The organism is Deltaproteobacteria bacterium, assembly GCA_016933965.1.
Classification (GTDB): domain Bacteria; phylum Desulfobacterota; class Syntrophia; order Syntrophales; family UBA2210; genus JAFGTS01.
On record JAFGTS010000014.1, the window covers coordinates 1 to 25,809 of the forward strand.

At 55.8% G+C, this 25,809-nt stretch carries 21 protein-coding genes and 1 rRNA gene; 17 read left to right on the forward strand and 5 right to left on the reverse strand.

Translation table 11 applies throughout. The annotated features are described in order from the left end of the window. A 16S ribosomal RNA gene (locus JXO48_03140) occupies positions 1-363 on the reverse strand; the annotation flags it as partial. A 474-nt stretch (positions 364-837) separates the two neighbouring features. On the opposite strand from JXO48_03140, the gene dusB reads away from it, so the two are divergent. The 7 genes from dusB (at position 838) to JXO48_03175 (ending at position 7,716) form a co-directional block, all read left to right on the forward strand. Beyond that, positions 838-1,824 (forward strand): tRNA dihydrouridine synthase DusB, encoded by a 987-nt coding sequence (gene dusB, locus JXO48_03145; protein ID MBN2282864.1) that lies wholly within the window; start codon positions 838-840, stop codon positions 1,822-1,824. Positions 1,825-2,180: 356 nt separating this feature from the next. Further along, positions 2,181-2,420 (forward strand): cell division protein ZapB, encoded by a 240-nt coding sequence (gene zapB / locus JXO48_03150; GenBank protein MBN2282865.1) that lies wholly within the window; start codon positions 2,181-2,183, stop codon positions 2,418-2,420. A 9-nt stretch (positions 2,421-2,429) separates the two neighbouring features. Further along, positions 2,430-2,744, forward strand: coding sequence for a cell division protein ZapA (locus JXO48_03155; GenBank protein MBN2282866.1), 315 nt, complete (start codon positions 2,430-2,432; stop codon positions 2,742-2,744). Between the two features lie 333 nt (positions 2,745-3,077). After that, entirely contained in the window at positions 3,078-4,640 is a 1,563-nt protein-coding gene (gene rny, locus JXO48_03160; GenBank protein ID MBN2282867.1) for a ribonuclease Y, read from the forward strand. Between the two features lie 13 nt (positions 4,641-4,653). Then, entirely contained in the window at positions 4,654-5,439 is a 786-nt protein-coding gene (locus JXO48_03165; GenBank protein ID MBN2282868.1) for a TIGR00282 family metallophosphoesterase, read from the forward strand. Positions 5,440-5,500: 61 nt separating this feature from the next. After that, positions 5,501-6,781, forward strand: a complete 1,281-nt coding sequence (locus JXO48_03170; GenBank protein ID MBN2282869.1) for a tyrosine--tRNA ligase — start codon at positions 5,501-5,503, stop codon at positions 6,779-6,781. Between the two features lie 77 nt (positions 6,782-6,858). Continuing rightward, positions 6,859-7,716, forward strand: coding sequence for a ferritin-like domain-containing protein (locus JXO48_03175; protein MBN2282870.1), 858 nt, complete (start codon positions 6,859-6,861; stop codon positions 7,714-7,716). 15 nt (positions 7,717-7,731) lie between these two features. Here the strand turns inward: JXO48_03175 and JXO48_03180 are convergent, their stop codons facing one another. Genes JXO48_03180 through JXO48_03195 form a run of 4 tightly spaced genes read right to left on the reverse strand, consistent with a single transcriptional unit; the run spans position 7,732 to position 13,084 of the window. Continuing rightward, the gene (locus JXO48_03180) at positions 7,732-8,937 is read right to left on the reverse strand and encodes a CoA transferase (GenBank protein ID MBN2282871.1); all 1,206 of its coding nucleotides are present in this window, start codon (positions 8,935-8,937) and stop codon (positions 7,732-7,734) included. A 13-nt stretch (positions 8,938-8,950) separates the two neighbouring features. Next, positions 8,951-10,303: an FAD-dependent oxidoreductase gene (locus JXO48_03185; protein ID MBN2282872.1), complete on the reverse strand. Its 1,353-nt coding sequence runs from the start codon at positions 10,301-10,303 to the stop codon at positions 8,951-8,953. 54 nt (positions 10,304-10,357) lie between these two features. Then, a complete protein-coding gene (locus tag JXO48_03190; GenBank protein MBN2282873.1) occupies positions 10,358-11,278 on the reverse strand; it encodes a M55 family metallopeptidase in 921 nt (306 codons plus the stop codon). A gap of 39 nt (positions 11,279-11,317) precedes the next feature. Next, positions 11,318-13,084, reverse strand: coding sequence for a chloride channel protein (locus tag JXO48_03195; protein MBN2282874.1), 1,767 nt, complete (start codon positions 13,082-13,084; stop codon positions 11,318-11,320). Positions 13,085-13,270: 186 nt separating this feature from the next. Here JXO48_03195 and JXO48_03200 point away from each other — a divergent pair, with 186 nt between their 5' ends. From JXO48_03200 to gltA, 10 genes are all read left to right on the forward strand, one after another. Continuing rightward, a complete protein-coding gene (locus JXO48_03200) occupies positions 13,271-13,855 on the forward strand; it encodes a YihA family ribosome biogenesis GTP-binding protein (protein MBN2282875.1) in 585 nt (194 codons plus the stop codon). A gap of 204 nt (positions 13,856-14,059) precedes the next feature. Beyond that, a complete protein-coding gene (locus JXO48_03205; protein ID MBN2282876.1) occupies positions 14,060-18,451 on the forward strand; it encodes an FAD-dependent oxidoreductase in 4,392 nt (1,463 codons plus the stop codon). Positions 18,452-18,478: 27 nt separating this feature from the next. Next, positions 18,479-18,922, forward strand: a complete 444-nt coding sequence (locus JXO48_03210; GenBank protein ID MBN2282877.1) for a hydrogenase iron-sulfur subunit — start codon at positions 18,479-18,481, stop codon at positions 18,920-18,922. 47 nt (positions 18,923-18,969) lie between these two features. Further along, entirely contained in the window at positions 18,970-19,980 is a 1,011-nt protein-coding gene (locus JXO48_03215; GenBank protein ID MBN2282878.1) for a 4Fe-4S dicluster domain-containing protein, read from the forward strand. A gap of 22 nt (positions 19,981-20,002) precedes the next feature. Next, positions 20,003-20,527: a 4Fe-4S dicluster domain-containing protein gene (locus tag JXO48_03220; GenBank protein ID MBN2282879.1), complete on the forward strand. Its 525-nt coding sequence runs from the start codon at positions 20,003-20,005 to the stop codon at positions 20,525-20,527. A 51-nt stretch (positions 20,528-20,578) separates the two neighbouring features. Continuing rightward, on the forward strand, positions 20,579-21,427 hold the full coding sequence (locus JXO48_03225; protein ID MBN2282880.1) for a CoB--CoM heterodisulfide reductase iron-sulfur subunit B family protein: 849 nt from the start codon (positions 20,579-20,581) through the stop codon (positions 21,425-21,427). A gap of 64 nt (positions 21,428-21,491) precedes the next feature. Continuing rightward, a complete protein-coding gene (locus JXO48_03230; protein ID MBN2282881.1) occupies positions 21,492-22,517 on the forward strand; it encodes a 4Fe-4S dicluster domain-containing protein in 1,026 nt (341 codons plus the stop codon). Positions 22,518-22,532: 15 nt separating this feature from the next. Further along, positions 22,533-23,375: an FAD/NAD(P)-binding protein gene (locus tag JXO48_03235; GenBank protein ID MBN2282882.1), complete on the forward strand. Its 843-nt coding sequence runs from the start codon at positions 22,533-22,535 to the stop codon at positions 23,373-23,375. A gap of 196 nt (positions 23,376-23,571) precedes the next feature. Continuing rightward, the gene (locus tag JXO48_03240) at positions 23,572-24,411 is read left to right on the forward strand and encodes a sulfide/dihydroorotate dehydrogenase-like FAD/NAD-binding protein (GenBank protein MBN2282883.1); all 840 of its coding nucleotides are present in this window, start codon (positions 23,572-23,574) and stop codon (positions 24,409-24,411) included. Further along, on the forward strand, positions 24,398-25,801 hold the full coding sequence (gene gltA / locus JXO48_03245; GenBank protein MBN2282884.1) for an NADPH-dependent glutamate synthase: 1,404 nt from the start codon (positions 24,398-24,400) through the stop codon (positions 25,799-25,801). The genes JXO48_03240 and gltA overlap by 14 nt, the downstream gene beginning before the upstream one ends. The last annotated feature ends 8 nt before the right edge of the window (positions 25,802-25,809 follow it).

Here is a 25,809-nt window from a genome sequence, read left to right on the forward strand (position 1 = left end):
CCTCCCGTAGGAGTCTGGACCGTGTCTCAGTTCCAGTGTGGCTGGTCGTCCTCTCAGACCAGCTAACCATCGTCGCCTTGGTAGGCCGTTACCCTACCAACAAGCTAATGGTACGCGAACTCATCCTTAAGCGATAGCTTGTAAACAGAGGCCATCTTTGGCTATAAGACCTGGGTCAAACAGCATTATTCGGTATTAGCCCGCCTTTCGGCGGGTTATTCCCAACTTAAGGGCAGATTATCCACGCGTTACTCACCCGTGCGCCACTGTACTCATTCACCGAAGCGAACTTTCTCGTATGACTTGCATGTGTTAGGCACGCCGCTAGCGTTAGTTCTGAGCCAGGATCAAACTCTCCAGTTTAAATTTGTGAAGTAAATTCACTTTTAATCTGAAAAGGACCCACAAGCTGCTATCCCACTATTTGATTGTTAGAGAACTCGAAAACGAGCCTAAAATCTACAATAAACGAATTCAGACTGTCAAGGATTATTTCTTTTCGCTGCAATATGTGAAAGAAAATTTCGCCATGCAGGGGGCGGTGTATACACTCTCATTTCGGTCGAGTCAAGACTTATTTTTAAAAAAAGACGACGGAACCGAAAATAATTGCGTTCATGCCGGCCGGTGACCGTGAAACGTGCCCGTTGACCTGATGTGGTGGAACGATGTAAAAGCAACGCTGACAATATGTTATGCCGGTTCCGATCAGTGACGCCTGCGGGTTCCCTTTTGAGGGGTGTTTTTTTTGTCGACGCAATCCTTCAGGCGGTATATGGTCTGGGGCGACCGGAAGGCGCGGCATCAGCCCGGACAGGAGAATCATTCGTAAAAGCTATGGAAAGACGAGTCATCATAGGAACACTGGAAGTATCAAACCCTGTTTTTCTCGCCCCCATGGCGGGTATCACGGATTCCATTTTCAGACAGGCGGTTCGTGCCTGTGGATGTTCTCTGTGCTTCACGGAGATGATCAGTGCCGCCGGGCTGGTTCGCAATACATTGAAAACCCTTGAATATCTGGAATCGTCAGACAGGGACAGGCCTCTCGGTGCCCAGATATTCGGATCGGACCCGGACGTGCTGTCACGGGCCGCCCGGTACATAGTGGAGCGTGGAGGAGCGGACCTCATCGATATCAACATGGGCTGTCCCGTCCGCAAAGTCATCAAAACCGGTGCCGGTGGGGCGCTCATGCGGGAGCCCGCCAGGGTGAAGGAAATCCTGCTGTCGATGCGAAAAGCCTGCGGTGCCGTGCCGCTGACCGTCAAGATCAGGTCAGGGTGGAAAAGGGAAGGTCCGCAAGCACTTCTTATCGCCCGCCTCGCGGAAGAATGCGGGGTTGACGCCGTCGTCCTTCACCCGCGGACCGTGGAGCAGGGATTCAGCGGTTCCGCCGATTGGGACCTGATAAGGGAGGTAAAAGAGTCCGTGTCCATACCCGTTATCGGAAGCGGCGATATCAGGAACGGAAAGGACGCCCGACGGATGCTCGACATGACGGGATGCGACGGTGTCATGATCGGCCGGGCAGCCCTCGGGAATCCCTGGATATGCGGGGAAGCTCTGCAGAGCCTGTCAATGGAGCCTTCTTCCGCCGTGTCCCTGGAAGAACGGGAACGGATGATACGTTGGCATCTGAACGCCATGGTCGGCCGGTATGGAGAAAAAGCGGGTGTCAGGAAGTTCCGCAAGCATCTCCTGTGGTACACAAAGGGCTTGAGAGGGGGGGCGCGATTCAGGGAAGCAGCGGCGGCCCTGCTTGAGAAGGACGTCATTCTTGAACGGCTCCATGAATACTTTGTCGAACTTGATACGATCTAAAGGCCTGTTGCCCGGATCCTCGCGCCCTGCTTTTTCGTACGTCGCAATGACGAAGGGTGAAGCATAACGCAGCATATGGGCTTTTTACGAAGTCGCCAATAGATGACGGTAAACGTAAAAAGCCTCAAAACGATAATATGAAGCGGCTTAGTAAAAAGTTCCAGAGGCAAGGCGTGCGAGTCCTGAGGAATGAGGCGTACTTTTCGTACGTCGCAATGACGAAGGGTGAAGCATAACACAGCATATGGGCTTTTTACGAAGTCGCTAATAAATAGATTCTTGACAATTATATAGTGACTTGGCATAATCCATAGACTTTTGGAATCGCAAGAGATTATTTTTAGCGGAGAGTGCCTGTGGATACGGTTGAAGTGGAAAAATTCAATGAACTGGAGCAGAAGGTAAAAGGTATTATTGAGGAACATGCCCTGATAAAAAAAAGGAACCGGGAACTGGAATCGATGCTTGAGGGGGCGAATGCGGAGCTGGCGGAGGCGAAGAACAGGATCAGGGCATTGAACGATGAACAGGGAACGGTGCGCGGCAGGATCGACGCTCTTCTGGGGATGCTTCGCAATATCGACGTTCCCGAGTAATCGGATGGTGTGAGCGGATTGAAAAAACGTTTTAACATAACTGTCATGGAACAGGATTTATCGGTTTTAAGTGATAAAGGGGATGAATATGTAGAGAGTGTTGTTGACTATGTGAATGAAAAAGCAAGGGAAATGCGAGAAGCCTCGGATCAGCTGACGGCTCTGAACAGTGCGATATTGGTTGCATTGAATATTGCCGACGAGTTGTTCACCCTGAGAGAAGAAAAACGACAGTTGAGCGATACGGTGCGGGGCAGGACTGAGAAATTGATTGAATATATAGACAAAAAACAGAAAGTGTTTGAACCCCTCAGGGGTGCGTGAGGTGCAGAGGACAGGCCGGCGAAACGGTTCCGGCCATTCCCCGGAAACACGGGGGCAGTGACAACCGGGAAGGTATGGCATTGATGAGATCGACAATGATGAGAAATCCGGTGCGAAGTGTCCATACCGAATTGTTGTCACTGAAATGTCCGGTATCCCTTGGGTGATCACTTTTTGTTTTTTTCCTGTCTGTTCCGCAATAGTTTTGCGAGGCTTCACGGGTACTTCCGAGGTCTTGCCGTCACCAGTTATCACCCTGGTTTCCCGCCTTTTTCATCCATAAAAAATTTCTCCATCGATATACGAGATTATGGGGGGAGGTGAAAGATTGGTATGAATGAAATGATAGTATTATTTGTCTGTGCCGGATTTCTGGCGGCGGGACTTGTGCTGGGCTATCTGCTCAGAAAGAAAGTTTCCGGCAGGTTCCTGGAATCTTCAGAGAATCTGGCCAAGAGGATTGTAGAGGAAGCCAAGAAAGAAGCGGACAGCATCAAGAAAGAGTCGATCCTTCAGGCAAAGGATAATCTCCTGAAGGCGAAGAATGAATTTGAAAAGGAGACTCGAGGGCGCCGGGCCGAGCTTGATAATGTCGAGAAAAAACTGCGCCTGAAAGAGGAAAATCTTGATAAGAGACTGGACATGATGGTCCAGAAGGAGACGAACCTGGAAAGACGGGAGCAGTCCTTCATAAACAAGGAATCAGCCCTGAACGAGAAACACGAGACACTTGACAGGCTCGTCACCGCACAGCAGGAGCAGTTGGAAAAGATCGCCGGGATTTCCTCCCAGGAAGCGAAAAACCAGTTGATGCAGGCGATGCTGTCGGAGGCGAAACAGGAAGCGGCCGGCATGATCCGGAAGGTGGAGGAGGAAACCAGGCGGGAAGCGGACAAGAAATCCCGTGAGATCCTTGCCTACGCGGTTCAGCGATATGCCGCCGATTTCGTGGCCGAGAGCACCGTTTCCGTCGTCAATCTACCTTCGGACGAAATGAAGGGCAGGATCATCGGGCGGGAAGGCAGAAATATCAGGGCTATCGAGGCGGCCACGGGAACGGACCTCATAATAGACGATACACCGGAGGCGGTCGTCCTTTCGAGTTTCGACCCCATTCGCCGTGAAGTGGCAAGAAGATCACTCGAGCAGCTGATCAGCGACGGAAGGATCCACCCCGGCCGCATAGAAGATGTGGTCAGAAAGGTGAAAGCGGAGGTCGATGATCTGATCCGTGAAACCGGTGAACGGACATCCTTTGATGTCGGTGTTCATGATCTGCATCCGGAACTGATCAATCTTCTCGGCCGCTTGAAGTTCAGGACGAGCTTTTCCCAGAACGTGCTGGTCCATTCCATCGAAGTGGCCCACCTGACGGGCATGATGGCCGCCGAACTGGGGATGAACGTCAGGGAAGCAAAACGGGCGGGACTGCTTCACGATATCGGCAAGGCGATCGATCACGAGGTTGAAGGGACCCATGCGGCGATCGGGGCTGAATACGCCCGCAAGTTCGGGGAGTCCGATCGTATCGTGCAGGCCATCGCCACCCATCACGATGACGGAAGGAACAACACCCTTCTGGGCGTCCTGGTCCAGGCGGCGGACTCTCTCTCGGCGGCGCGACCCGGGGCCCGCAGGGAAATGCTTGAGACCTATGTCAAGCGCCTGAGCGAACTGGAAGCAATCGCCGGGTCCTTCAGCGGTGTCGACAAATGTTTTGCCATTCAGGCGGGCAGGGAGATCCGGATCCTTGTGGAGAATGAAAAGATCTCCGATAATGATGCCGTCATGCTCTGCAAGGACGTCATCAAGAAGATCCAGGAGGAACTGACCTACCCCGGCCAGATCAAGGTGACCGTTATCAGGGAGATGCGGGTCAGTGATTATGCGAAGTAGGAATACGTGAACCATGAAGGTATTGTTTATCGGAGATATAGTCGGAAAACCCGGCAGAAAAGCCGTCGCCCGGCTCCTTCCCCGGCTCACGGAGGAATATCGGATCGATTGCACGGTGGCGAATTGCGAAAACGCCGCCGGCGGTTTCGGTGTGACCAGGGACGTGGTCGATGAACTCTACGGACTCGGCATTGATATATTGACCTCGGGAAATCATATCTGGGACAAAAAGGAAGTCCTGGATTTCATTGATGACTATGAAACGCTCCTGCGCCCCGCCAACTATCCCGACGGTGTTCCGGGGCATGGAAGCATAACGATGCGGTTTGACAATGGGACGTCTATCGGTGTTCTGAATGTGGAGGGGCGAGTTTTCATGAAAGATCTCGATTGTCCCTTCCGAAGGGCCAAACAGGAACTGGAGATTCTGCACGCCATGACACGGACCGTCATCGTCGATATGCATGCCGAGGCCACCTCCGAGAAGCAGGCCATCGCATGGTTCCTTGACGGCGACGTAAGCGCCGTCATCGGTACCCATACCCATGTTCAGACCGCCGATGAGCGGATCCTTCCCGATGGCACGGCCTACATCAGCGATGCCGGCATGACGGGCCCCTTCGATTCCGTGCTCGGCGTGAAAAAAGAGATCGCCATAGAACGCTTTCTCCGCATGACACCCAACAAATTCGACGTGGCCCGGGGAAACGTCCGGCTTCAGGGGGTCGTGATCGACATTGACGATGAGACGGGGAAAAGCCTGAGTATAGAGAGGATTGATGTTCCATTGGAGCAGTGATCTCGCAGCAGTTGGATTATTTATCCGGTCGACAATACATTGAATGAGAAGGTTTTGATAGATGAGCGTGTATGATGTTCTGGAGGAACGGGGGTTTGTCGAGCAGGTGACCGACGAGGGGCCGATCCGTGAGATCCTGGCGAAAGAGAGCATAACCTGTTACATCGGGTTTGATCCTACGGCCAGGAGTCTCCATGTCGGAAGCCTTGTTCCGATCATGTCTCTGGCCCACATGCAGCGCCACGGTCACCGGCCCATCGCCCTGGTGGGGGCCGGCACGGCCCTGATCGGTGACCCGAGCGGTAAAACGGAGATGCGGCGGGTCCTCACACGCGGGGAGATCGATGAGAACGCTGAGGCCATCAAGCAGCAACTCTCCCGCTATATCGACTTCAGCGAGGGGAAGGCTGTTCTGCTAAACAACGCCGACTGGCTGATCCCCCTCAACTACATAGAGTTTCTCCGTGACGTGGGTCGCCACTTCAGCGTGAACCGCATGCTGGCCGCCGAGAGCTACCGGATGCGGCTGGAAACGGGGCTCAGTTTCATCGAGTTTAATTACATGCTCCTGCAGTCCTATGATTTCTATCATCTCTACCGGCATCATGACTGCATCCTGCAGATGGGCGGAAATGACCAGTGGGGCAATATCGTGGCCGGGATCGACCTCACACGGCGCCTTGCCGACGGGAAGGTCTTCGGCATGACCTTTCCCCTCCTGGTGACCTCCCAGGGGCACAAAATGGGGAAGACCGAGAAGGGAACGGTCTGGCTTGATCCGGACCTGACGTCCCCCTATGAGTATTTTCAGTATTGGATGAATACGGAGGACGCCGATGTGGAAAGGTTCCTGGCGTTCTTCACCTTTCTGCCCGTTGAGGAGATAGGGGAAGCCGGCAAGCTCAGGGATGCCGAACTGAACATGGCGAAAACCGTCCTTGCCTATGAGGCCACGAAGGTTACCCATGGTGAGGAAGCGGCCCTGGCGGCATGGAAGGCATCGTCGGGGGCCTTCAACCTGCGGGCGGTGCCGGAAAACCTCCTTCCCTCGAGCTCCATCCCGCGGTCTGCGGCCGCCGCGGACGTATCGGCGATCCCCTTTGTGGAGAAGGAACGGAAGGAAATAGAAGCGGGCATTCCGGCCTTTGAACTGTTCCATGAGGTCGGGCTCTGCTCCTCCCGGGGGGAGGCCCGGCGGTTGATCAGTCAGGGCGGATGCTACGTGAACGGTGAGCCTGTGCGGTCCTTTGACGACCGTATCGATGCTGCGCATATCGATGGGAACGGTGAGATACGGTTGAGAAAAGGGAAAAAACGATATACCGTTATCAAAGTGCTGTAGGAAGCCGCCCCGATCGTCACGGGGGAAAAGGCGGACATCTCTCATGAAAGGGTCGACCGACGACCGAGGAGGATGACATGAACACGCGGGAACTGATTACAATGTTGAACAAGGACCTTGCCGATGAACACGCGGCGATCATCCGGTACCTGATCCATGCCTATCAGGAGGGTGAGGATACGCCGCTCGGTGCCGGCCTTCTGTCCCGCTCGCGCGAGGAGATGTGGCACATGCACTGGCTCGGTATGATCATCTGCGATCTGGGCGGGGAACCCGATTTTTCCCCGGGACCGTACCCCTTTGATCCCACGGACAGGTCCACTGTTCTTAAATCCTATATCGACTATGAGCTCAAACTGATCCCCCACTATAACGCCGAGGCGGATGCCGTTGATGATCCCCATATCAAGCGGGTGTTGCGACGGGAAGCCTGGGAGTCGGCGATCCATGCCCGGAGATTTCAACGGATGCTCGACAAGCTGTCGCCGGAAGAGGCATCGAGCCTCGCCGTGAACGATCATGAACTTCCGGAAGCGTTCCTGGAGAAACTCCAGAAGGAAGTGGCCGCGCAATACACAGGGATGCTCCGTCATATCCGCATGTCCTGGATGTTCCAGAAAGAGGACAGGACGGGGTGGCGGTTGATGGACCAGGCCATGGAGAAGATGAAGCACCTCGCCATGTTCGCCGAAGCGGCCGCGGAGGACGGGGTGGTCCCGCGCCTGAAAGCGGAGTCCGTCAACACGGGAGCCGCCGTATCACAGGCGTTGCAGCGGGCGATCGAGGACATCAGCGCGGACCTTGAGCGGTATTCGACCCTGACGGACGAAGAGGAGTTCAGGAAACATGCGGGACTCGCTCTGAAAATGGACCTCACCGTTCAGCAGCTGGAATACCAGGCCGCCGAGATCGGTGACTGGCTGAAGAGGAAATAACCGGTCCCCGGCATGTCAGGGAATAACACCGGCGGCCCGGAGGTCATCGATCTCATCCTCGCCGTACCCGAGCCAGTCTCGAAGAATGAGATCATTGTGCTCGCCCAGTTCCGGAGCGGCCATCCTGAGGCTTTCCTCGGACCGGGAAAACTTGAAGGGGATGCCCGGCACGGCTATCTCGCCGAACCTTCTGTGCCGGACCGTGGCAAGCATGCCTCTCGCCCTGAGATTGGGATCCTCGTTCACGCCGTCGATATCGTGGGCGGTGCCGCAGGGAATCTTTTTCTTTTCCAGAACGGAAATGATGTGATCGGAATCATGGACCGACGTCCACTCCTCGATCCGCCGGACCGCTTCGGCGTGATTGTGGATCCTGGTCACGATATTTGAGAACCGTTCATCCCTGAGCATTTCCGGATGCCCCGCCGTTTCTGCGAGGTCCTGCCACTGGCGCTGGGTGAGGGCGACAATGGCCACCTTGCCGTCCCGTGACTTGAAGAATCCGTAAAAGGGCATGCGGTCCTTCGAATTCAGCACGTCGTCGGGTTTCCTGCCCAGTCTTTCCGTCACGGCCTCCATGATGGGACCCATGGCCCGGTTGATCATGGCCCGGTAATTATTGAAATAGAGGATATCCTGCATTGACAGATCGATGAACTGACCTTCTCCCGTTTCCCTTCGGTGCATCAAGGCCAGGAGCAGGGCGATGGCGCCGTAGGCCCCGCACATCAGGTCTCCCCAGTAATTCGACGGTGGTTTCAGGTTTTCCCGGTCATCCCAGAACTGGCCGGACACCGCCTGGGCGACGATATCGAACGCGGCCCGTTCGGGATTGATCCCCTCGGACCCGAAACCCGACAGGGACAGATAGATGATGTTTTCCTTCAAATCCTTCAGGTCGTCATAACCGAGGCCATGCCTTTCAAGCGTTCCTGGTATGAGATTGTGGACGAAGACATCCGACACGGTGGCCAGTCGTCTGATCATGTCCCGTCCCGGGAGGGTTCTCCAGTTCACGGATATGCCGTACTTGTTGCGGTTGAAGACGGAATAATTGCGCTCCGCCCCCGGCAGGAGCTGGAATATCATCCGAAGGGCGTCTCCATGGGGGAGTTCCACCTTGACGACCTGGGCCCCCATGTCGGCGAGGATCTGCGTGCACCGTGAGCCGCTGATGAACTGGGTGCAGTCGATGATCCTGATGTTTTTGAGAATTTCCATGATCCGCCTCCGTTCAGAACATGCATTTCTCCGGCATGAGGCCGGTGTCCGGCCGTATGTTCACGCCCCGCGCTTCAAGTTCCTGCCTTACGATCGTGCCGTCGAGATCGCGAGGTGTCACGTTCCGCGTGATCGACAGGGCGGCGCCAGTCCCGGCCGCCTCCCCGGTGCTCATGCAGGTGCCGCTGATCCGCAGGGCCGACTGAGCGACGCGGTCGGCCGAAATGCACCGGCCGGCGGTGAGGAGGTTGTCCACCTTCAGAGGGACAAGGCACCGGTACGGTATGTCAAAGGGTTCATGATTTTCATAGCGGCCGACCTCTGTGTCGTCGATGGGATGAACATCGATCATGTAGCGGCATGAGGTGATCGCGTCCTCGAACCGCTTTCCCTGCACGGCGTCGTCCTCGGTCAGCTTGTATTCGCCCATGACGCGGCGTGTTTCACGGATGTACACGTGGGTGGCCGTCGCGGCCACATATGAACGGGTGAAATAGGGGTGGTGCCGAAAGACCGCAGCGGCCTCCATGACCTGCCTGTGCAGGGTGATCTGGGCGCTCGTGAGGTCGGCTGCGTTCGTTCCATCCACGTTCTTCATGTGAGACAGATTGACCAGCAATCTCCCCGGACTGACGGGAAGGGGGACACAAAAACTGACGTCGTAGGGCAGTGTGTATGCTATCTCCGCGTTCCGTGCCGTTTCCGTCAGGAGCGGGCCGATAAGGTATATCCCGCCGAATTGCATGGCCGGAAGGTCCTCGATCATACCTTCGTTGTGCAGGTGAAACAAAAGCGAAACGGAAGGCATCAGGCCGTCCTTATCCCTTCCCTTTTCAAAGGGTGCGCCTGCCATGGCGGCGATGTCACCATCACCGGTGCAGTCTATTACCCGTTTTGCCATGATCGCCTGCCTTCCCGATTTGTTCTCGATAATGACGCCCCGAATGCTGTTCTCCTCAATGACCGGCCTGACGCACATCGTGTGGAGCAGGAGATCCGTGCCGGATTCCGATACCATCGAGAGGGCCACATGTTTGAAGGACTCCACGTCGAAGGTGTTTGCCGATGAAAAATCATACTCGATCTCGGCCGGGTCGCGCCTGATGTAGCCGCCGATCGCGGCCATCCGATCGAGAAACTCTTCCAACAGACCGCCTTTCCCCATGATCTCCGGCAACGGGTTGACGAGGTATGATGTTGCGGTTCCGCCCAGGAATCCCTCCTGCTCGAGAAGCATCGTTCGGGCCCCGAAGCGCCGGGCCGCGAGTGCGGCGAACAGGCCCGAGGTGCCTCCCCCGCAGACCAGTACGTCAACGGAATCGATGATCGGTATCTCCCTGGCTTCTTCGTGAAGATATTCCTGCATGGATGTTCCCTCCTTTGCTGGAATCGGACAGCCGATCGGGACCTGAGAGGTTCCTTATGAAATGACGACCGCGTCCTCGGGGTCGGGCTTCGGCGGGAAATAGGTATTTTTCGTGCGGCAGTAGAGTCGTGTGAGGAACATGATCGGCCTGCGGACAGGATACATGTATTTCGGGAAAAAGGTCAATTTATTCAGCTTCTCGAATCCCTCGATCATGGTATCCGCATCCCAGGAAACCGTCTCGGCGGTCTGTTCGAACTTCCAGGTATTGTAACGGTCCGCCAGTTTCCGTGATCTGAAGACCGCTTCAAAGTGAAGAGTACCGCCGAGAACAAGCGGTTTCATCTCCGATGCCCTTTGGACGGCCTCGGCGGCCTTTTCACGCAGTCTCGCCCTGCCTTCCCGCAGGTAGCGGCGGCTCGCTTCGCCCGCGTTGTAGGCTTCATGCCGTTTGTCAACCGCTACCGGGAGCGCCCATGGCAGGGCCTGCAGCGCCTGCTCCAGGGCCACCTCTTCTCCGGACACGAGTCCGATGGGGACACCGAATTCGCCGAGATAGGCGCCGTAAATGTCCATTTCGCAGGCCCGCCGGCCGTTTATTCGAACGTCTGAAAAGATGCCGTAGTGCGTATGGGGGAAAAACGCCTTTTCCGTGCCCGACGCGGCATGGATGGCAACGTACAGGATCAGGTCATACTCCCGGACGGCGCCGAAGAAGGTAGGCCTGATGTAATGGCCGCCCACATAGCGGGCACGGCGGTCGAGCCGGTCGATGATGCAGTTGAACCCCATTTCGTGAATATCCTTGACGGTGACCGTGCGGGCACCTCCCTCAAAGGCCCCCTGTACGGCGTGGTTCACGTCCTCCGTCAGGCACGAACGGCCGTACTGCCACTCGGGTGTTCCCATCCGGCACTGGCGCATCCGCCAGATGCCGAAACTTCCCTCGATGTCGGCGAAGACGGCAACGTTCATGTTCCCTCCTCAAAAACGGTTCTTGAAAGTGCATCGTGGTTATTTTTCTGTCGCGATCCTCTCTCTCAGCGACCTGTTGATAAGTTCCTTGTTGTATGCGGCGAATATGTCACGACGCGACAGGATCCCGACGATCTTTCGCCGGTTGTGTTCGTCAACGACCGGAAGCTGTTCTATGTTCCTGAAACCGATTTTCTCCAGCGCCCTGTCAAGACTTTCATTTTCCGTTATCGTAATCACATCGGTTGTGGCGATGTCTTTGACGATAATGAGGTCATCCAGCCCTTCCTCGAAAATGATTTCCTTGAAATCCTGAAATGTCACGATCCCTGAAAGCAGGTTCTCCCCGTCGACGACGGGAAATCCGGCATGTTTCCCCTCGATGGTCGTTCTCATGAGGTCCTTGAGGTGCATGGTTTCCGGAACGGTCATGACGTCCTTCGTCATGGCGTCCTTGACGCGAAGGGATTTCATAATGTTCATTTCCCGTCCGGCCTTGATGTCTATTCCCCTCCGCGCGAGCTTCAATGTGAAGATGGATTCCCTGTTGATATAGGATGCCACAACATAACCGATGATGCATGACAGCATGAGCGGGGGGAGTATCTTGTAGGTTCCTGTTATTTCAAAGATGATGAGGATGGCATGCAGGGGACCGTGGGTCGTTGCCGCCAGGACCGCTCCCATGCCGACGAGACAGTACGCACCGGATGTCGCCGTAAATGAGGGGAACAGGGAGTGTGCGAAATACCCGAAGGTTCCGCCCGCCATCGCCCCCATGAAGAGAGAAGGCGCAAAGATACCGCCGGCGCCGCCGGAACCGATCGTCAGGGAGGTCGCCAGTATTTTGACGAAGATAAGGATCAGCAGGAGGTACCAGGCAAGATGTCCCCACAGGGCGAGTGAAATGGTGTCATAGCCGACGCCGAAAACATGGGGAAGGAAGATGCCGATGACGCCGACCAGAAGTCCTCCCAGGGCCGCCTTCAGGTATTCCGGAAAGTGCAGGGAGTTGAAAAAATCCTCCGTTCTGTAGAGGCAGGTGATGAAGAGAGAACCGACCAGCCCCGCTATAATGCCGAGAAGAAGATAGAGGGGGAGCTCGAGGGGGCTCACGAGTGTATAGTGAGGAACGAAAAACGCAGGGTGATCGCCGAGATGCGCCCGGGATATGACCGTGGCGATGACCGATGAAATGATGATGGGACTGAACATGGCGATCCCATAGCTGCCGATGATGATCTCCATGGCGAACATGACACCGGCGATGGGCGCGTTGAACGTTGCCGCGATTCCCGCAGCCGCGCCGCACCCGACGAGGGTCCGCATCCTGTCCGATGAAACCCGTGAGATCTGACCCACGAAGGAGCCGATGGCGGAGCCGATCTGAACGATGGGTCCCTCTCTTCCGGCCGACCCCCCCGACCCGATGCATATCGCCGCCGTTATTGTTTTCGCGAAGAAAACCCGTTTCCTGATCAGTCCGCCCCTTATTGCCACGGATTCAATGGTCTCGGACACACCGGGACCTTTCGCCTCGCGGGCGAAGAAATAGATGATCGGGCCTACAATGATGCCACCGGCGAAGGGGGGGAGCAATTTCGCGTACCAGGGCAGGCGCAACAGATGCTCAAGGTACGAAAGACCCTCCGGCCTGAAAAAGAGAAGCTTGAAAAGATCGATGAGAAGCCGGAAGAGAATGGCGCCATATCCGCCGAGAATCCCGATGATCATGGCAAGGATGAGCATAACGGCATGTTCGTTCATGTTGAATTTCGGCAATGCGGGTATGACGTGTTTTTTCATGAAGTTCCTGCGACCCTGTGGTGGTTTCAAAAGTATTACCTTTTACATGTCTGATATTTCAAGAAAAATATTGAAAACTTCGTAAAAAGTCCACAGGGGGGTCGCGCTTCGTTCCTTCCCCCGTGGTGTTTTCGGCTCCGCTGTGCTATAGCTTCTTCCAGTATTCCCGTTATCCCGGAGGAGCGCATGAAAATACGGTCGGCCGAGTTTATAAAAAGCGCGGAATTTCCTCCTCAGTTTCCCGATGACGCCCTGCCGGAGATCGCCTTCGCGGGACGGTCGAACGTGGGAAAATCCTCACTTATCAATACGCTGGTCAACAGGAAGAACCTTGCCCAGACCAGCAATACCCCCGGGCGGACACGGCTGATCAATTTTTTTCGTATCAACGACCTGTTCTATTTCGTCGATCTTCCCGGCTACGGGTACGCACGGGTCCCGGCCGCCATGAAAAAGAAATGGGGACCCATGGTGGAGCGTTACCTGGGGACCCGGCAGACCCTTCGCCTGGTTATCGTGATCCTCGATGTGCGCAGGGACCTGTCGCCAGACGACCGCTCACTCATCGACTGGCTGGAACATTATGCCATACCGGCCCTGTTCGTCATTACCAAGACGGACAAACTGTCGCGCCACCAGATACGCATAAAGTGCGATCTCATCAAGGCGTCTCTCGCACCCTCTCCCGCCGCGGTCATTCCCTTTTCGGCCCGATCGGGGAGCGGCAGGGACGAGGTGTGGAAACACATTACCGACGTACTCTCCCGTTAGTGGGTTCGCGTTTTGGACGGTGCCGTCTTTTTTCTTTCTAAAAAACCATCAAAGAAGCAAATCCAGCTTGACAACCAGGGTAAATTTTGATAGCGACTGCATCGGTTCGATGACACTGACCGACGGTCAAATGTTGGAAATATATTCAATGAAATCCGAGGTGTATATACGGTGGTAAAAGATAGCGAAAAAGTCGGTGCTGTTATGGTAGTGGGTTCGGGGATCGCCGGTATTCAGGCATCCCTGGATCTTGCGAATTCGGGTATGAAAGTATACCTCGTCGAGAATGATATCAGCATTGGCGGTATCATGGCCCAGCTCGACAAGACCTTCCCCACCAACGATTGTTCCGCCTGCATCCTTTCCCCCAAACTGGTTGAAGTCGGGAGACACCCGAATGTGGAGATACTCACCAACAGGACGGTCCTGTCGGTGGATGGTGAGGCCGGCAGATTCGATGTCCGGTTGAAAAGAGCACCGCGGTACGTGGATATCAGCAAATGCACCGGATGTGGTGATTGCGCCGGTGTCTGTCCCGTTTCCGTTCCCTCCGCTTTTAATGAAGGTCTTGATGAGCGGAAAGCGATATACCGCAAGTTTCCCCAGGCGATCCCGAGTGCCTTCGCGATAGACAAACTGGGAACGGCGCCCTGCAAGGCGGCATGTCCCACACACATCAGCGTCCAGGGGTATGTGGCGCTCATCGCGGCGGGCAAATACAAGGAAGCGCTGAAACTGATCAAACAGGAGAACCCCTTTCCCGCCGTGTGCGGCCGGGTCTGCAACCATCCCTGTGAATCGGCCTGTAAGCGGGCGGAAGTGGATGAGCCCGTTTCGATCATGTACCTCAAACGGTTCGTGGCAGACCTCGATCTGAACGATGAATCGAAATATATTCCCGAAGTCAAGGACAAGAGGGACAAGAAGGTCGCCGTCATCGGCGGTGGTCCCGCCGGTCTCACGGCAGCCTACTATCTGGCCGTTGAAGGATACCGGGTCACGGTCTTCGAGGCGCTGCCCGTCGCGGGCGGCTGGCTCTCCGTCGGTATTCCCGAATACCGCCTTCCCAAGGACATCATCAATGCCGAAATAAAGATCATAGAGGAGCTGGGTGTCGAGATCCGGCTTAATACCAGGGTCGGGGTCGATGTTTCCTACGACGAGCTCAAAAGAGATTATGACGCCGTCTTCCTGGGGGTCGGTACCCATGTGAGCAGCAAGCTGAACGCGCCCGGCGAAGACCTCGAGGGCGTCGTTCACGGCATCGATTTCCTCAAACGGGTCAACCTTGGGGAAAAGGTGTTCCTCGGCAACAAGGTCGCCGTCATCGGCGGTGGAAACGTGGCGATGGATGCCGTACGGACCGCACTGCGAACGGGCTCGAAAGAGGCATTCGTCCTCTACCGCCGGACCCGCGCGGAAATGCCCGCGTCACCGGAAGAGATAGAAGAGGCCATCCAGGAAGGGATCAAGATGGAATTTCTGGCGGCCCCCGTCAGGGTCCTTGGTGACGGCGGCAAGGTGACCGGTATCGAGTGCATCAGGATGGAGCTGGGCGAACCGGACGCGAGCGGACGGCGGCGCCCCGTACCCGTCAAGGGGTCCGAATTCACCATCGACCTCGACGCCGTCATTCCCGCGATCGGCCAGCAGACCGACCTTTCCTTTATTTCAGAGGACAGCGGGATCGCCGTGAACAAGTGGGATACCTTCGAAGTCGATCCCGTTACCTTCATGACCAGTGCCGAAGGGGTTTTCGCCGGTGGTGACGCCGTGACAGGACCCGCGACGGTCGTTGAGGCCATCAATGCCGGCAAGGAAGCGGCGAAATCCATCGACCGCTATCTCCGCGGCGAAGATGTGAAGGCGGGACGTGAGCGGAACTGGAAGGAATGCATTGCCGACAAGGGTGATGTGAGCTGGATGCCGCGAGAAGCCCGCCCGGAACTGAGAGAACTCGATGCGAACGACCGGAAGACCCATTTCAGGGAGGTCGTTCAGGCTTACACGGAAGAAGAGGCCGTCAGGGAAGCCAATCGCTGCCTGAGCTGCGGTGTCTGCTCCGAATGCTATCAGTGTGTCGAAGCCTGCATCGCCGGTGCCATCGATCACGAGATGAAGGAAGAGGAAGAGACCATAGCCGTCGGTGCCATCATCGCGTCACCGGGCACGGAGCTCTTTCATGCCTCTCTCCGCGGTGAGTACGGGTTCGGCGTGTATGACAACGTGGTCACCAGTATTCAGTTCGAGAGAATTCTCTCGGCCTCGGGTCCATACTTCGGCCATGTACAGAGATTGTCCGATGGAAAGGAACCGCGGAAGGTCGCCTTCATCCAGTGCGTCGGTTCCCGTGATGTCAACTGCGGCAACAGCTGGTGCTCGTCGGTGTGCTGCATGTACGCCACCAAGGAGGCGATCATCGGCAAGGAGCACGCCAAGAACCTGGAGCCCACCATTTTCTATATGGATATCAGGGCCTATGGAAAAGACTTCGACCGTTTCGTGACACGGGCGAAGGAAGAATACGGCATCCGCTATATCAGGGCCATTCCATCGTCGGTGAAGGAACTGCAGCAGACGAAGAACCTTCTCCTGACCTACGTTCAGGAAGACGGGACGCTGGTCGAGGAAGAATTCGACATGGTGGTCCTTTCCGTGGGGCTCATGCCGCCCCGGGAGGCAAAGGAGCTGGCGGCGAACCTGGGTATCGAACTCGAAGAGCACGGATTCGTCAAAACGTCGCTGGAGAACCCCGTACAGACCAGCCGTGACGGTGTCTATGTCTGCGGTGTCTTCGGCGGTCCCAAGGACATTCCCGAAACGGTCATGGAAGCAAGCAGCGCCGCCGCCTGTGCCGAAGGCCTTCTCGCGTCGCAGCGTGGCACCCTGATCAAGGAAGCGGAACTGCCCGCCGAGATGGATATGCGGGGGACTGGCCCCCGGATCGGCGTTTTTGTCTGTCATTGCGGTATCAACATCGGCGGCGTCGTCGATGTGCCTGGCGTTGTCGAATATGCCAAAAGCCTTCCAAACGTGGTCTACACCACGGACAACCTCTTTACCTGTTCCCAGGATACGGCGGTAAAGATGGGAGAGGTGATCAAGGAACACAATCTCACCAGAGTGGTCGTGGCATCCTGCTCACCGCGCACCCACGAGCCGCTTTTCCAGGAGAACTGCGAGAAAGCCGGCCTGAACCGCTATCTTTTTGAGATGGCGAACATCAGGGACCAGGATTCCTGGGTCCACATGCACGAACCCGAGGCTGCAACGGAAAAGGCGAAGGACCTCGTCCGGATGGCCGTTGCGAAGGCGCAGTTCCTGAAACCATTGAAACCGGGACAGCTCAGCGTCAACAAGGCGGCGCTCGTCATCGGCGGCGGCATCGCCGGTATCACGGCGGCCCTCTCGCTGGCGGCCCAGGGATTCGAATCGCACCTGGTGGAAAAGGAAAGGGAACTGGGCGGCAACTATGGAAAACTGTACTACACCCTCGAGGGGCTTGACACCCGCGCGCACCTGGCGAGGCTCGTCGACGAGGTCCGGAAGAACGAACTCATACACGTTCACACCGGTGCTGAAATAAAGAGCATCGAGGGGTTCATCGGCAATTACAAGACGACCGTCACCGCTGCGGGCAAGGAAGAACAGTTCGAGCACGGTGTCGTCATCGTCGCCACCGGCGCCTATGAGTATCAGCCGAAGGAATACCTGTACGGGCAGCATAACGCCGTGGTGACCCAGAGAGAGCTTGAAGAACTGCTGGCGACGAAGGATCCCCGCGCGGCGAAGGCGAAGCGCGTGGTCATGATCCAGTGCGTCGGCTCGCGGTGCGAAGAGAGACCGTACTGCAGCCGCTACTGCTGCAGCGAGGCGATAAAGAACGCCCTGAAGCTGAAAGAGCTCGATCCCTCCGCTGATGTGACCATCCTTTACCGTGACGTACGCACCTACGGATTGAAGGAGGATTATTATAAGAAGGCCCGCGAAGCCAACGTAAAGTTCGTTCGCTATGAGGAGAACCTGAAACCGGAAGTGATCAGCAACGGTTCGAAGATCAGGGTGTCGACCTTTGATTACATCCTGAACGAGACCGTTGAAATGGAAGCCGATCTTTTGGCACTGAGCGTCGGTACCATACCGAACGCGGGGAACGAAAAGGTCGGCATGATGCTGAAAATACCCATCAATCAGGATGGATTCTTCCTCGAGGCGCACGTAAAGCTGCGCCCCGTGGATTTTGCCACTGACGGCGTGTTCTTCTGCGGCATGGCCCATTCACCGAAGATGAGCGACGAGTCCATTTCGCAGGCGAACGCAGCCGTGTCACGGGCCTGCACCATCCTGACAAAGGACTTCATCGAAGCCGAAGGCAAGACCGCCTATGTCATCAAGGAACGCTGCATGGCCTGTGGTCTGTGCGAAGCGAACTGTCCCTTCGGTGCCATAGAGGTTGATGTGAAGGAAGGATGTGCGGTGGTCAATTCCGTTCTGTGCAAGGGATGCGGTGTCTGCACCGCTTCGTGCAGAATGAACGCCGTCGATCTGAACGGATTCAATAACGAAGAGATCCTGGCGCAGATAGCCGCTCTGTAACTACCATATCCAAAGAACGAGGATTGTATGGCTGATAACAATAAAGAAGATCAAAACTGGGAACCCAAGATCGTGGCCTTTGTCTGCAACTGGTGTACCTATGCGGGGGCCGACCTGGCGGGGATCAGCAGAATTCAGTATCCACCCAACGTCAGGCTGATACGGCTTCCCTGTTCCGGAAGGGTCAATCCCTTCTATGTCGTCAAAGCGCTGCAGGAAGGGGCTGACGGTGTTCTCGTATCAGGTTGCCATCCAGGCGAGTGTCACTACCTCACGGGAAATCTCTCGGCCCGGAGAAAGTTCTCCATGCTGAAAAATTTCCTGACCTATGTCGGGGTCGAACCCGACCGAACGCTTTTTACGTGGGTTTCAGCATCGGAAGGCGAGAAGTTCGCTCATGTCATCAAGGGTGTGACCGACAAGGTAAAAGCCCTGGGACCGGCGAAAAAGCTGGTGAAGAAGTTCGATTAGGCGATGCATTGCGAAAACCAAATACTGGGAACGAGGAATCTTAGGCTGTGAAAAATATTGAGAATCAATTGCGGGAAGAAGCAAAAAAACTGCTGGATGACGGTAAGGTCAACGTCATTGTCGGGTACGAGGAAGGAACACTTCCCGGGCAGACGACACCCTGTTTCATTGAAAGTTCGGCCGACGCCGACCGGCTTGTTTGGAATCCCTTCTGTTCCATGAATCTGGCAAAGTACGTTCATGATATCATCCATCGTCACAGGGACTCGCAGAAACGGGCGAAGCCGGAAGAACGGACGAAGAAGATCGTCGGTGTCGTGGCGCGGGGCTGTACCACGCGGTCACTCATTCTGAACCTGCAGGAGAAACAGTACGAAAGAGAAGAACTGGTCATTATCGGCGTTCCCTGCACAGGGTACGTGGCCCGCAGGAAACTTGACCGTGCGGCCGGTGGAAAAGAGATCATCGGGTGTGCCGTCAACGGCGACCGGTTGACGGTGACCACCGCCGGTGGTGACAGCGACATTCTCCTGAAAGACATCATTTCCAACAGCTGTATGACCTGTCGATATAACAATCCCATCATATCGGACATCATGGTGGGAGATCCGGCCCCTCCCATGGAGCCCGGCAGGGAATACGACGCCGTAACGGAATTCGAGAACAAAACAGAGGAGGAGCGCTGGGCCTATTTCGCCGGGGAGATGGACAAATGTATCCGCTGTTACGCCTGCCGGAATGCCTGCCCCTCCTGCTACTGCAAAGTATGCTTCCTTGAGCAGAATCAGCCCAAGTGGATCGGCGTCGGCGTCGAGGAGACCGACACCCAGGTATTCCAGTTCATGCGGATGTTCCACATGGCGGGCAGATGTGTCGATTGCGGTTCCTGCGTCGAGGTCTGCCCCATGGGCGTGGATCTGAGAACATTCCTCAAAAAACTCGATAAGGACGGATTTGAACTTTTCGAACACCGGGCCGGTGAGTCTCTCGAGAGCCTGCCGCCGCTCAGTGTCCATTCGATGAACGATAAAGAGGAATTCATCTACGAACCGGAGTAAGAGAACAATAAACGGAGTGAACATGGGAACGTTTTTAGAAGAGATCAATGAGAAAATCGGGGGAGTCCCCATTCAGGCCTGCTACCACTGCAGAAAGTGTACAGCCGGGTGTCCGGTGGCCTTTGCCATGGATTACAACCCGAACGCCGTCATCAAGATGATCCAGATGGGGAAGCGTGATGAGGTTCTGAACAGCTCGACGATCTGGCTCTGCGCCTCCTGTGAAACCTGCGTAACGCGCTGCCCCAACGAGGTCGATATCGCCCGGATGATGGACGTGTTGCGGGAAACGGCGATCGAGAACAATATCGAGCCGAAAGAAAAGAATATTCTGAAATTTCATGAAGCGTTCCTATCGAATATCAAGTTCGGCGGCAGGATCAACGAGCCGCTCATGATCATGCTCTATAAGATGAAATCGGGAGATTATTTCTCCGACCTCGGGATGGGAATGAGCATGTTCATGAAGGGGAAGATAAAACTTCTGTCCCCGAGAACGAGTGACATGAAATCGGTGAGAAATATATTCAAAGCAACCGGTAAATAGAGAAGAGACGGCCCTGTCATCGCTGTTTGCCGATGTTGAAGGAGGCTATCGTTGAAAGTTTCATATTATCCAGGATGTTCGCTGCATGCCACGGGAAGGGAGTATGACGAGTCCGTTAAAGCCGTCAGCACGGCATTGAATATAGAACTCAATGAGGTGGATGACTGGTCCTGCTGCGGAGCGTCATCGGCCCATATGACCAATTACAAGCTCTCCGTCGCGCTTCCGGCAAGAAACCTGATCGCCGCCGAGAAAAATGAATGGGACGTCATGGTTCCCTGCGCCGCCTGTTTCAACCGGTTCAAGTCCGCGCAGCACCACCTTGAGAAGGATGAGGCGTTGCGCTCTGAAATAGAAAACGCTCTCGGCATGAAGTACGCCGGTTCGGTGGCGGTCCGGACACCGATCGATGTCATTTACAATGACATCGGTATCGATGCGATCCGGGAACTGGTAAAGAAACCCCTGGAAGGCCTGAAACCCGTCTCCTATTACGGATGTCTGCTCCTGCGGCCGCCCGAGGTGTGCCAGTTCGATGATTACGAGAATCCCTACATGCTTGACGCGATCATGAACGGTCTCGGTGCGGAATCGCGCAAATGGTCCTGCAAGACCGACTGCTGCGGAGGAAGCCTGACCCTGGGGAAAACGGAGATCGTCATCAGGCTGGTGGACCGTCTCATGACCATGGCCCGCGAAGCGGGGGCCAATTGCCTGGTGACGGCATGCCCCGTCTGCTTTGCGAACCTCGATACAAGGGCGAGTGAAAACGTGGTGCTCCCGGCGTTTTACTTTACCGAACTCATTGCTCTTGCCCTGGGGCTTGAGGGATACGATTCCTGGTTCAGGATGCACAACGTCAATCCCCGTCCCCTGCTGAGCTCCCTGGGGCTTGTGTAAGCATGAGGGTTGATTACGAACAATCCTGAAAGCACATAACTAAAAAAGCTGACTAAGGAACGATATGGAAAAGAGAGTGATTAAAAAGGACGCCCTGGCCGGTATTGTACAGAAACTGGCGGAAGATACGCTGGTCTATGCGCCGGTTCAGGAAGAGGATCAGGTACTCTTCAAGGCTCTGAAACAGGGAATGGCGCCGTTGATCGACTTCGCGAACGCGAAAAACGCGCCGAAAAATTTCTTCTTTCCCCAGACGGAGACAATGCTCAAGTTCTTTCGCAGTGAGCGGGGCAGGGAACTTTCCGAGGTCGTCGAAGGATCTCCCGAGGCGATCCTGTTCGGCGTCCGTCCCTGCGATGCGCGGAGCTTCGTCCTGCTGGACGCTGTCTTCAATGATCCGACATATAAAGATCCCTATTACATCGAGAGAAGAGAAAAAACGACAATCGTCTCGCTGGGCTGTGTCAACCCGCCCTACACGACCTGTTTCTGCACCTCCGTCGGTGGCCACCCCCTTTCTTCGGAAGGTGCCGACGTGATGCTGACGGAGATGGAAGAGGGATATCTGGCCGAGTTTCTGACCGAGAAGGGTGAGAAGCTTCTGGCCCGTCTGGGTGATCTGTCGGCGGCCGATCAGGGGTTGGATGAGAAAAAGAAGGAAATCTCCGCAGCAGCTGAGGGTAAGATCAAATCCCATATTCCGGGTAAAGAGATCAAACCATGGCTCGATGAGAATTTCGAACATCCCTTCTGGGATACGATTCATAAAAGCTGTCTTGCCTGCGGTACCTGCACCTATCTGTGTCCCACCTGCCACTGCTTTGACATCACCGATGAAGTGAAGGGCGACGGCGGGCAGCGTATCCGCTCCTGGGATTCCTGCATGTCCTGGCTTTTCACCATGGAAACCTCGGGCCATAATCCGAGACCGAGCCAGAAGGAGCGATGGCGCCAGAGACTGATGCACAAGTTCCGGTATTTCGTTGACAGATATGGGGCGATCGCCTGTGTCGGTTGCGGCCGGTGCGTCATGTACTGCCCCGTCAATATAGACATACGAAAGATTGTAACGGATATTTCGAAACAATAGTGTGTGGAGATGGTAATGCAAACGAACCCTTATGTACCGATACCTGTCAACGTCGATAAAATCATCACGGAAGTGACGACCAAGGATATCAAGACGTTCCGCCTCGCCTTCGTGAACAAGGAAGATGAGGAAAACTTCAAGTACCTTCCCGGCCAGTTCGCCGAGCTTTCCGTCTTCGGAAAGGGCGAGTCACCGATCGGGATCGCGTCCTCACCCACGCAGAAAGGTTACATTGAATTTACCGTGCAGAAGGCCGGTGTGGTAACGAGCGAGCTCCACGCCATGGAAGAAGGGACCCTGATGGGTGTACGAGGCCCCCTGGGGAACACCTGGCCCATCGATTACCTCGAGGGAAAGAACATCGTCATCGTCGGCGGCGGGTTTGCCTTCACCACGCTCCGGTCGCTGCTCAATTACATGATAGACGACGCGAACCGCTCCCGGTTCCAGAACATCACCGTCGTGTACGGCGCCCGTGAGCCGGGTCTCCTGATCTACAAGGACGAGCTTGCACAGTGGGAGAAAAGGGACGACATTAATCTCAATGTCACCGTCGACAAAGGGGATGAGACTTGGAAAGGTCGCGAAGGATTCGTTCCCACGGTCTGTAAGGAAGTGGCCCCGAGCTCTGAAAACGCCGTGGCTGTCATATGCGGGCCTCCCATCATGATACGGTTCACCCTGCCCGTCTTCTTCGATCTCGGATTTTCCAGGGAGAACATCTATACCTCACTGGAAATGAGGATGAAGTGCGGCATTGGAAAGTGCGGTCGCTGCAACGTGGGACACAAGTATGTCTGCAAGGACGGCCCCGTGTTCTCACTTGCCGAACTGGACGGCTTGACGAAAGAATACTAAATACAGTCTGATAGAATTCATCCTTCCAACCAGAAAACGGATGTTTATCCTTTAAAAAGGATAAACATCCGTGCTATAGTCCGCGAGCATGTGAACGCCCGGCGGCCGCGCGGGTATTCGCAGTATACGTATTTTACGGCTTTGTAGGAAGTCATCATATCAATCTGCAGAATTTCAATTCAGGGGGTGTCAAACCTTGAACAGGATCATCGATAAGGAATCAATATCGGAGAATGTCATACAGATGGTCATCGAAGCGCCCGAGATCGCCCGCAAACGGAAGGCGGGGCAGTTTGTCGTGCTCATGACCGACGAAAAGGGGGAGCGGATACCGCTCACCATTGTCGACGAGGACAGGGAAGCGGGAACGATAGACATCATCTATCAGGTCGTCGGGAAGACAACCGCCTGCCTTGCCGCCATGAATCCGGGGGATGAACTATTCAGCGTTGTCGGACCCCTCGGCAAGGCGACGGATATTGAGCAGTTCGGTACCTGTGTCTGTGTCGGCGGCGGTGTCGGTATCGGTGTCGTGTATCCCATCGCGAAGGCGCTGAAAGAGCTGGGGAACCGGGTCGTATCGATCATCGGGGCCCGGTCGAAGAACATCCTTATTCTCGAGGAGAAGATGCGTGCCGTGAGCGACGAACTTCTGGTCGCCACCGACGACGGGAGTTATGGCCATCACGGTTTTGTCAGCGATGTTCTCCAGAGCCGCATCGATGCGGGAGAGACGATAGACCGTGTCTTTGCCGTCGGTCCCGTGCCGATGATGCGGGTCCTCTCGGAACTGACCAGGCCCTATCACATTCCGACCATCGTCAGTCTCAACCCGATCATGGTCGATGCCACCGGCATGTGCGGCGCCTGCCGCGTTTCCGTCGGCGGCGAGACAAAACTTGCCTGCGTCGACGGTCCGGAATTTGACGGGCATGAGGTTGATTTCGGCCTGCTGGCGAGCCGCCTGAGGATGTACACGGAACAGGAAAAAGAAGCAATAGACCATCTGGAGTGTCAATGCCATGGACGAAAGTAAGAAGAAAAAGGAAAAGGTCCCGCGGCAGGGCATGCCGGAACAGGACCCGGGAGAACGGGTGCGGAACTTTGATGAGGTGCCCCTGGGATACACGGAAGAACAGGCCCTGCTCGAAGCATCACGCTGCATTCACTGTAAAAAACCCCTCTGTGTCAACGGGTGTCCTGTCGATATCGATATTCCCGGCTTCATTGCACTGATCACAGAGAGGGATTTTGCCGGCGCGGCCCGCAAGATCAAGGAAACCAATTCATTGCCGGCGGTCTGCGGCCGTGTCTGTCCCCAGGAAAGCCAGTGCGAGGCGACCTGCATCCTCGGCAAGAAAGGCGATCCTGTGGCGATCGGACGGCTCGAGCGTTTTGTCGCCGACTTTGAGCGTGGCACCGGGGAGATCCTGATCCCGGAGATGGCGCCGAAAACGGGCAAGCGGGTCGCCGTCGTCGGTGCCGGACCGGCGGGGCTGACCATAGCGGGGGACCTCATCAAGCTCGGCCATGACGTGACCATATTTGAGGGCCTTCACAAGTCCGGCGGCGTCCTGATCTACGGCATACCGGAATTCCGTCTTCCCAAGAGCATCGTTGATGCCGAGGTAGATTTTCTGAAGCGCATGGGTGTCGAGATCGTCACCAACGCCGTGGTCGGGAGACTGAAGACCGTGGATGACCTCTTCGCGGAGGGGTATGATGCCGTTTTCCTGGGTGTCGGCGCCGGCGCGCCGGTCTTCATGAACATCCCCGGCGAAAACCTGAGCGGCATATACTCGGCCAATGAATACCTGACCCGGTCGAACCTGATGAAGGCCTACCGGTTTCCCGAGTATGACACGCCTATCGCCCGCGGAAGAAACGTGGGCGTCATCGGCGGCGGGAATGTGACGATGGATGCCGCCAGGACAGCCCTTCGAATGGGCGCCGAGAACGTCTATGTCATCTACCGGCGAACCGAAACGGAAATGCCCGCCCGGATAGAGGAAGTACATCACGCCAGGGAAGAGGGCGTGCAGTTTCACCTGTTGACCAATCCGGTCGAATATATCAGCGACGAGAGCGGCTGGGTGAAGGGTGCCCGGTGCATCCGCATGGAGCTGGGTGAGCCCGACGAATCGGGACGGCGGCGTCCTGTGCCCATTGAAGGTTCGGAATTCGTCATCGACGTGGATATGGTGGTCGTTGCCATCGGGACCATGGCGAATCCCGTCATTCAGGCTACCACGCCCGGTCTGGAAACGAACCGGCGCGGCTATATCATTGCTGATGAGGAAACGGGAGAAACAACCCGTGAGGGCGTGTTCGCCGGCGGTGACATCGTGACCGGGTCGGCGACGGTGATACTTGCCATGGGCGCCGCAAAAAAAGCCGCCCGGGCGATCCATGCCTACCTAAAATAAATGGGGTC

Coding starts and splice junctions, on each gene's coding strand:
- dusB (MBN2282864.1), top strand. CDS start 838: ATGGAAAGACGAGTCATCATAGGAACACTGGAAGTATCAAACCCTGTT.
- rny (MBN2282867.1), top strand. CDS start 3,078: ATGAATGAAATGATAGTATTATTTGTCTGTGCCGGATTTCTGGCGGCG.
- JXO48_03165 (MBN2282868.1), top strand. CDS start 4,654: ATGAAGGTATTGTTTATCGGAGATATAGTCGGAAAACCCGGCAGAAAA.
- JXO48_03170 (MBN2282869.1), top strand. CDS start 5,501: ATGAGCGTGTATGATGTTCTGGAGGAACGGGGGTTTGTCGAGCAGGTG.
- JXO48_03175 (MBN2282870.1), top strand. CDS start 6,859: ATGAACACGCGGGAACTGATTACAATGTTGAACAAGGACCTTGCCGAT.
- JXO48_03180 (MBN2282871.1), bottom strand. CDS start 8,937: ATGGAAATTCTCAAAAACATCAGGATCATCGACTGCACCCAGTTCATC.
- JXO48_03185 (MBN2282872.1), bottom strand. CDS start 10,303: ATGCAGGAATATCTTCACGAAGAAGCCAGGGAGATACCGATCATCGAT.
- JXO48_03190 (MBN2282873.1), bottom strand. CDS start 11,278: ATGAACGTTGCCGTCTTCGCCGACATCGAGGGAAGTTTCGGCATCTGG.
- JXO48_03195 (MBN2282874.1), bottom strand. CDS start 13,084: ATGAAAAAACACGTCATACCCGCATTGCCGAAATTCAACATGAACGAA.
- JXO48_03200 (MBN2282875.1), top strand. CDS start 13,271: ATGAAAATACGGTCGGCCGAGTTTATAAAAAGCGCGGAATTTCCTCCT.
- JXO48_03205 (MBN2282876.1), top strand. CDS start 14,060: ATGGTAGTGGGTTCGGGGATCGCCGGTATTCAGGCATCCCTGGATCTT.
- JXO48_03210 (MBN2282877.1), top strand. CDS start 18,479: ATGGCTGATAACAATAAAGAAGATCAAAACTGGGAACCCAAGATCGTG.
- JXO48_03220 (MBN2282879.1), top strand. CDS start 20,003: ATGGGAACGTTTTTAGAAGAGATCAATGAGAAAATCGGGGGAGTCCCC.
- JXO48_03230 (MBN2282881.1), top strand. CDS start 21,492: ATGGAAAAGAGAGTGATTAAAAAGGACGCCCTGGCCGGTATTGTACAG.
- JXO48_03235 (MBN2282882.1), top strand. CDS start 22,533: ATGCAAACGAACCCTTATGTACCGATACCTGTCAACGTCGATAAAATC.
- gltA (MBN2282884.1), top strand. CDS start 24,398: ATGGACGAAAGTAAGAAGAAAAAGGAAAAGGTCCCGCGGCAGGGCATG.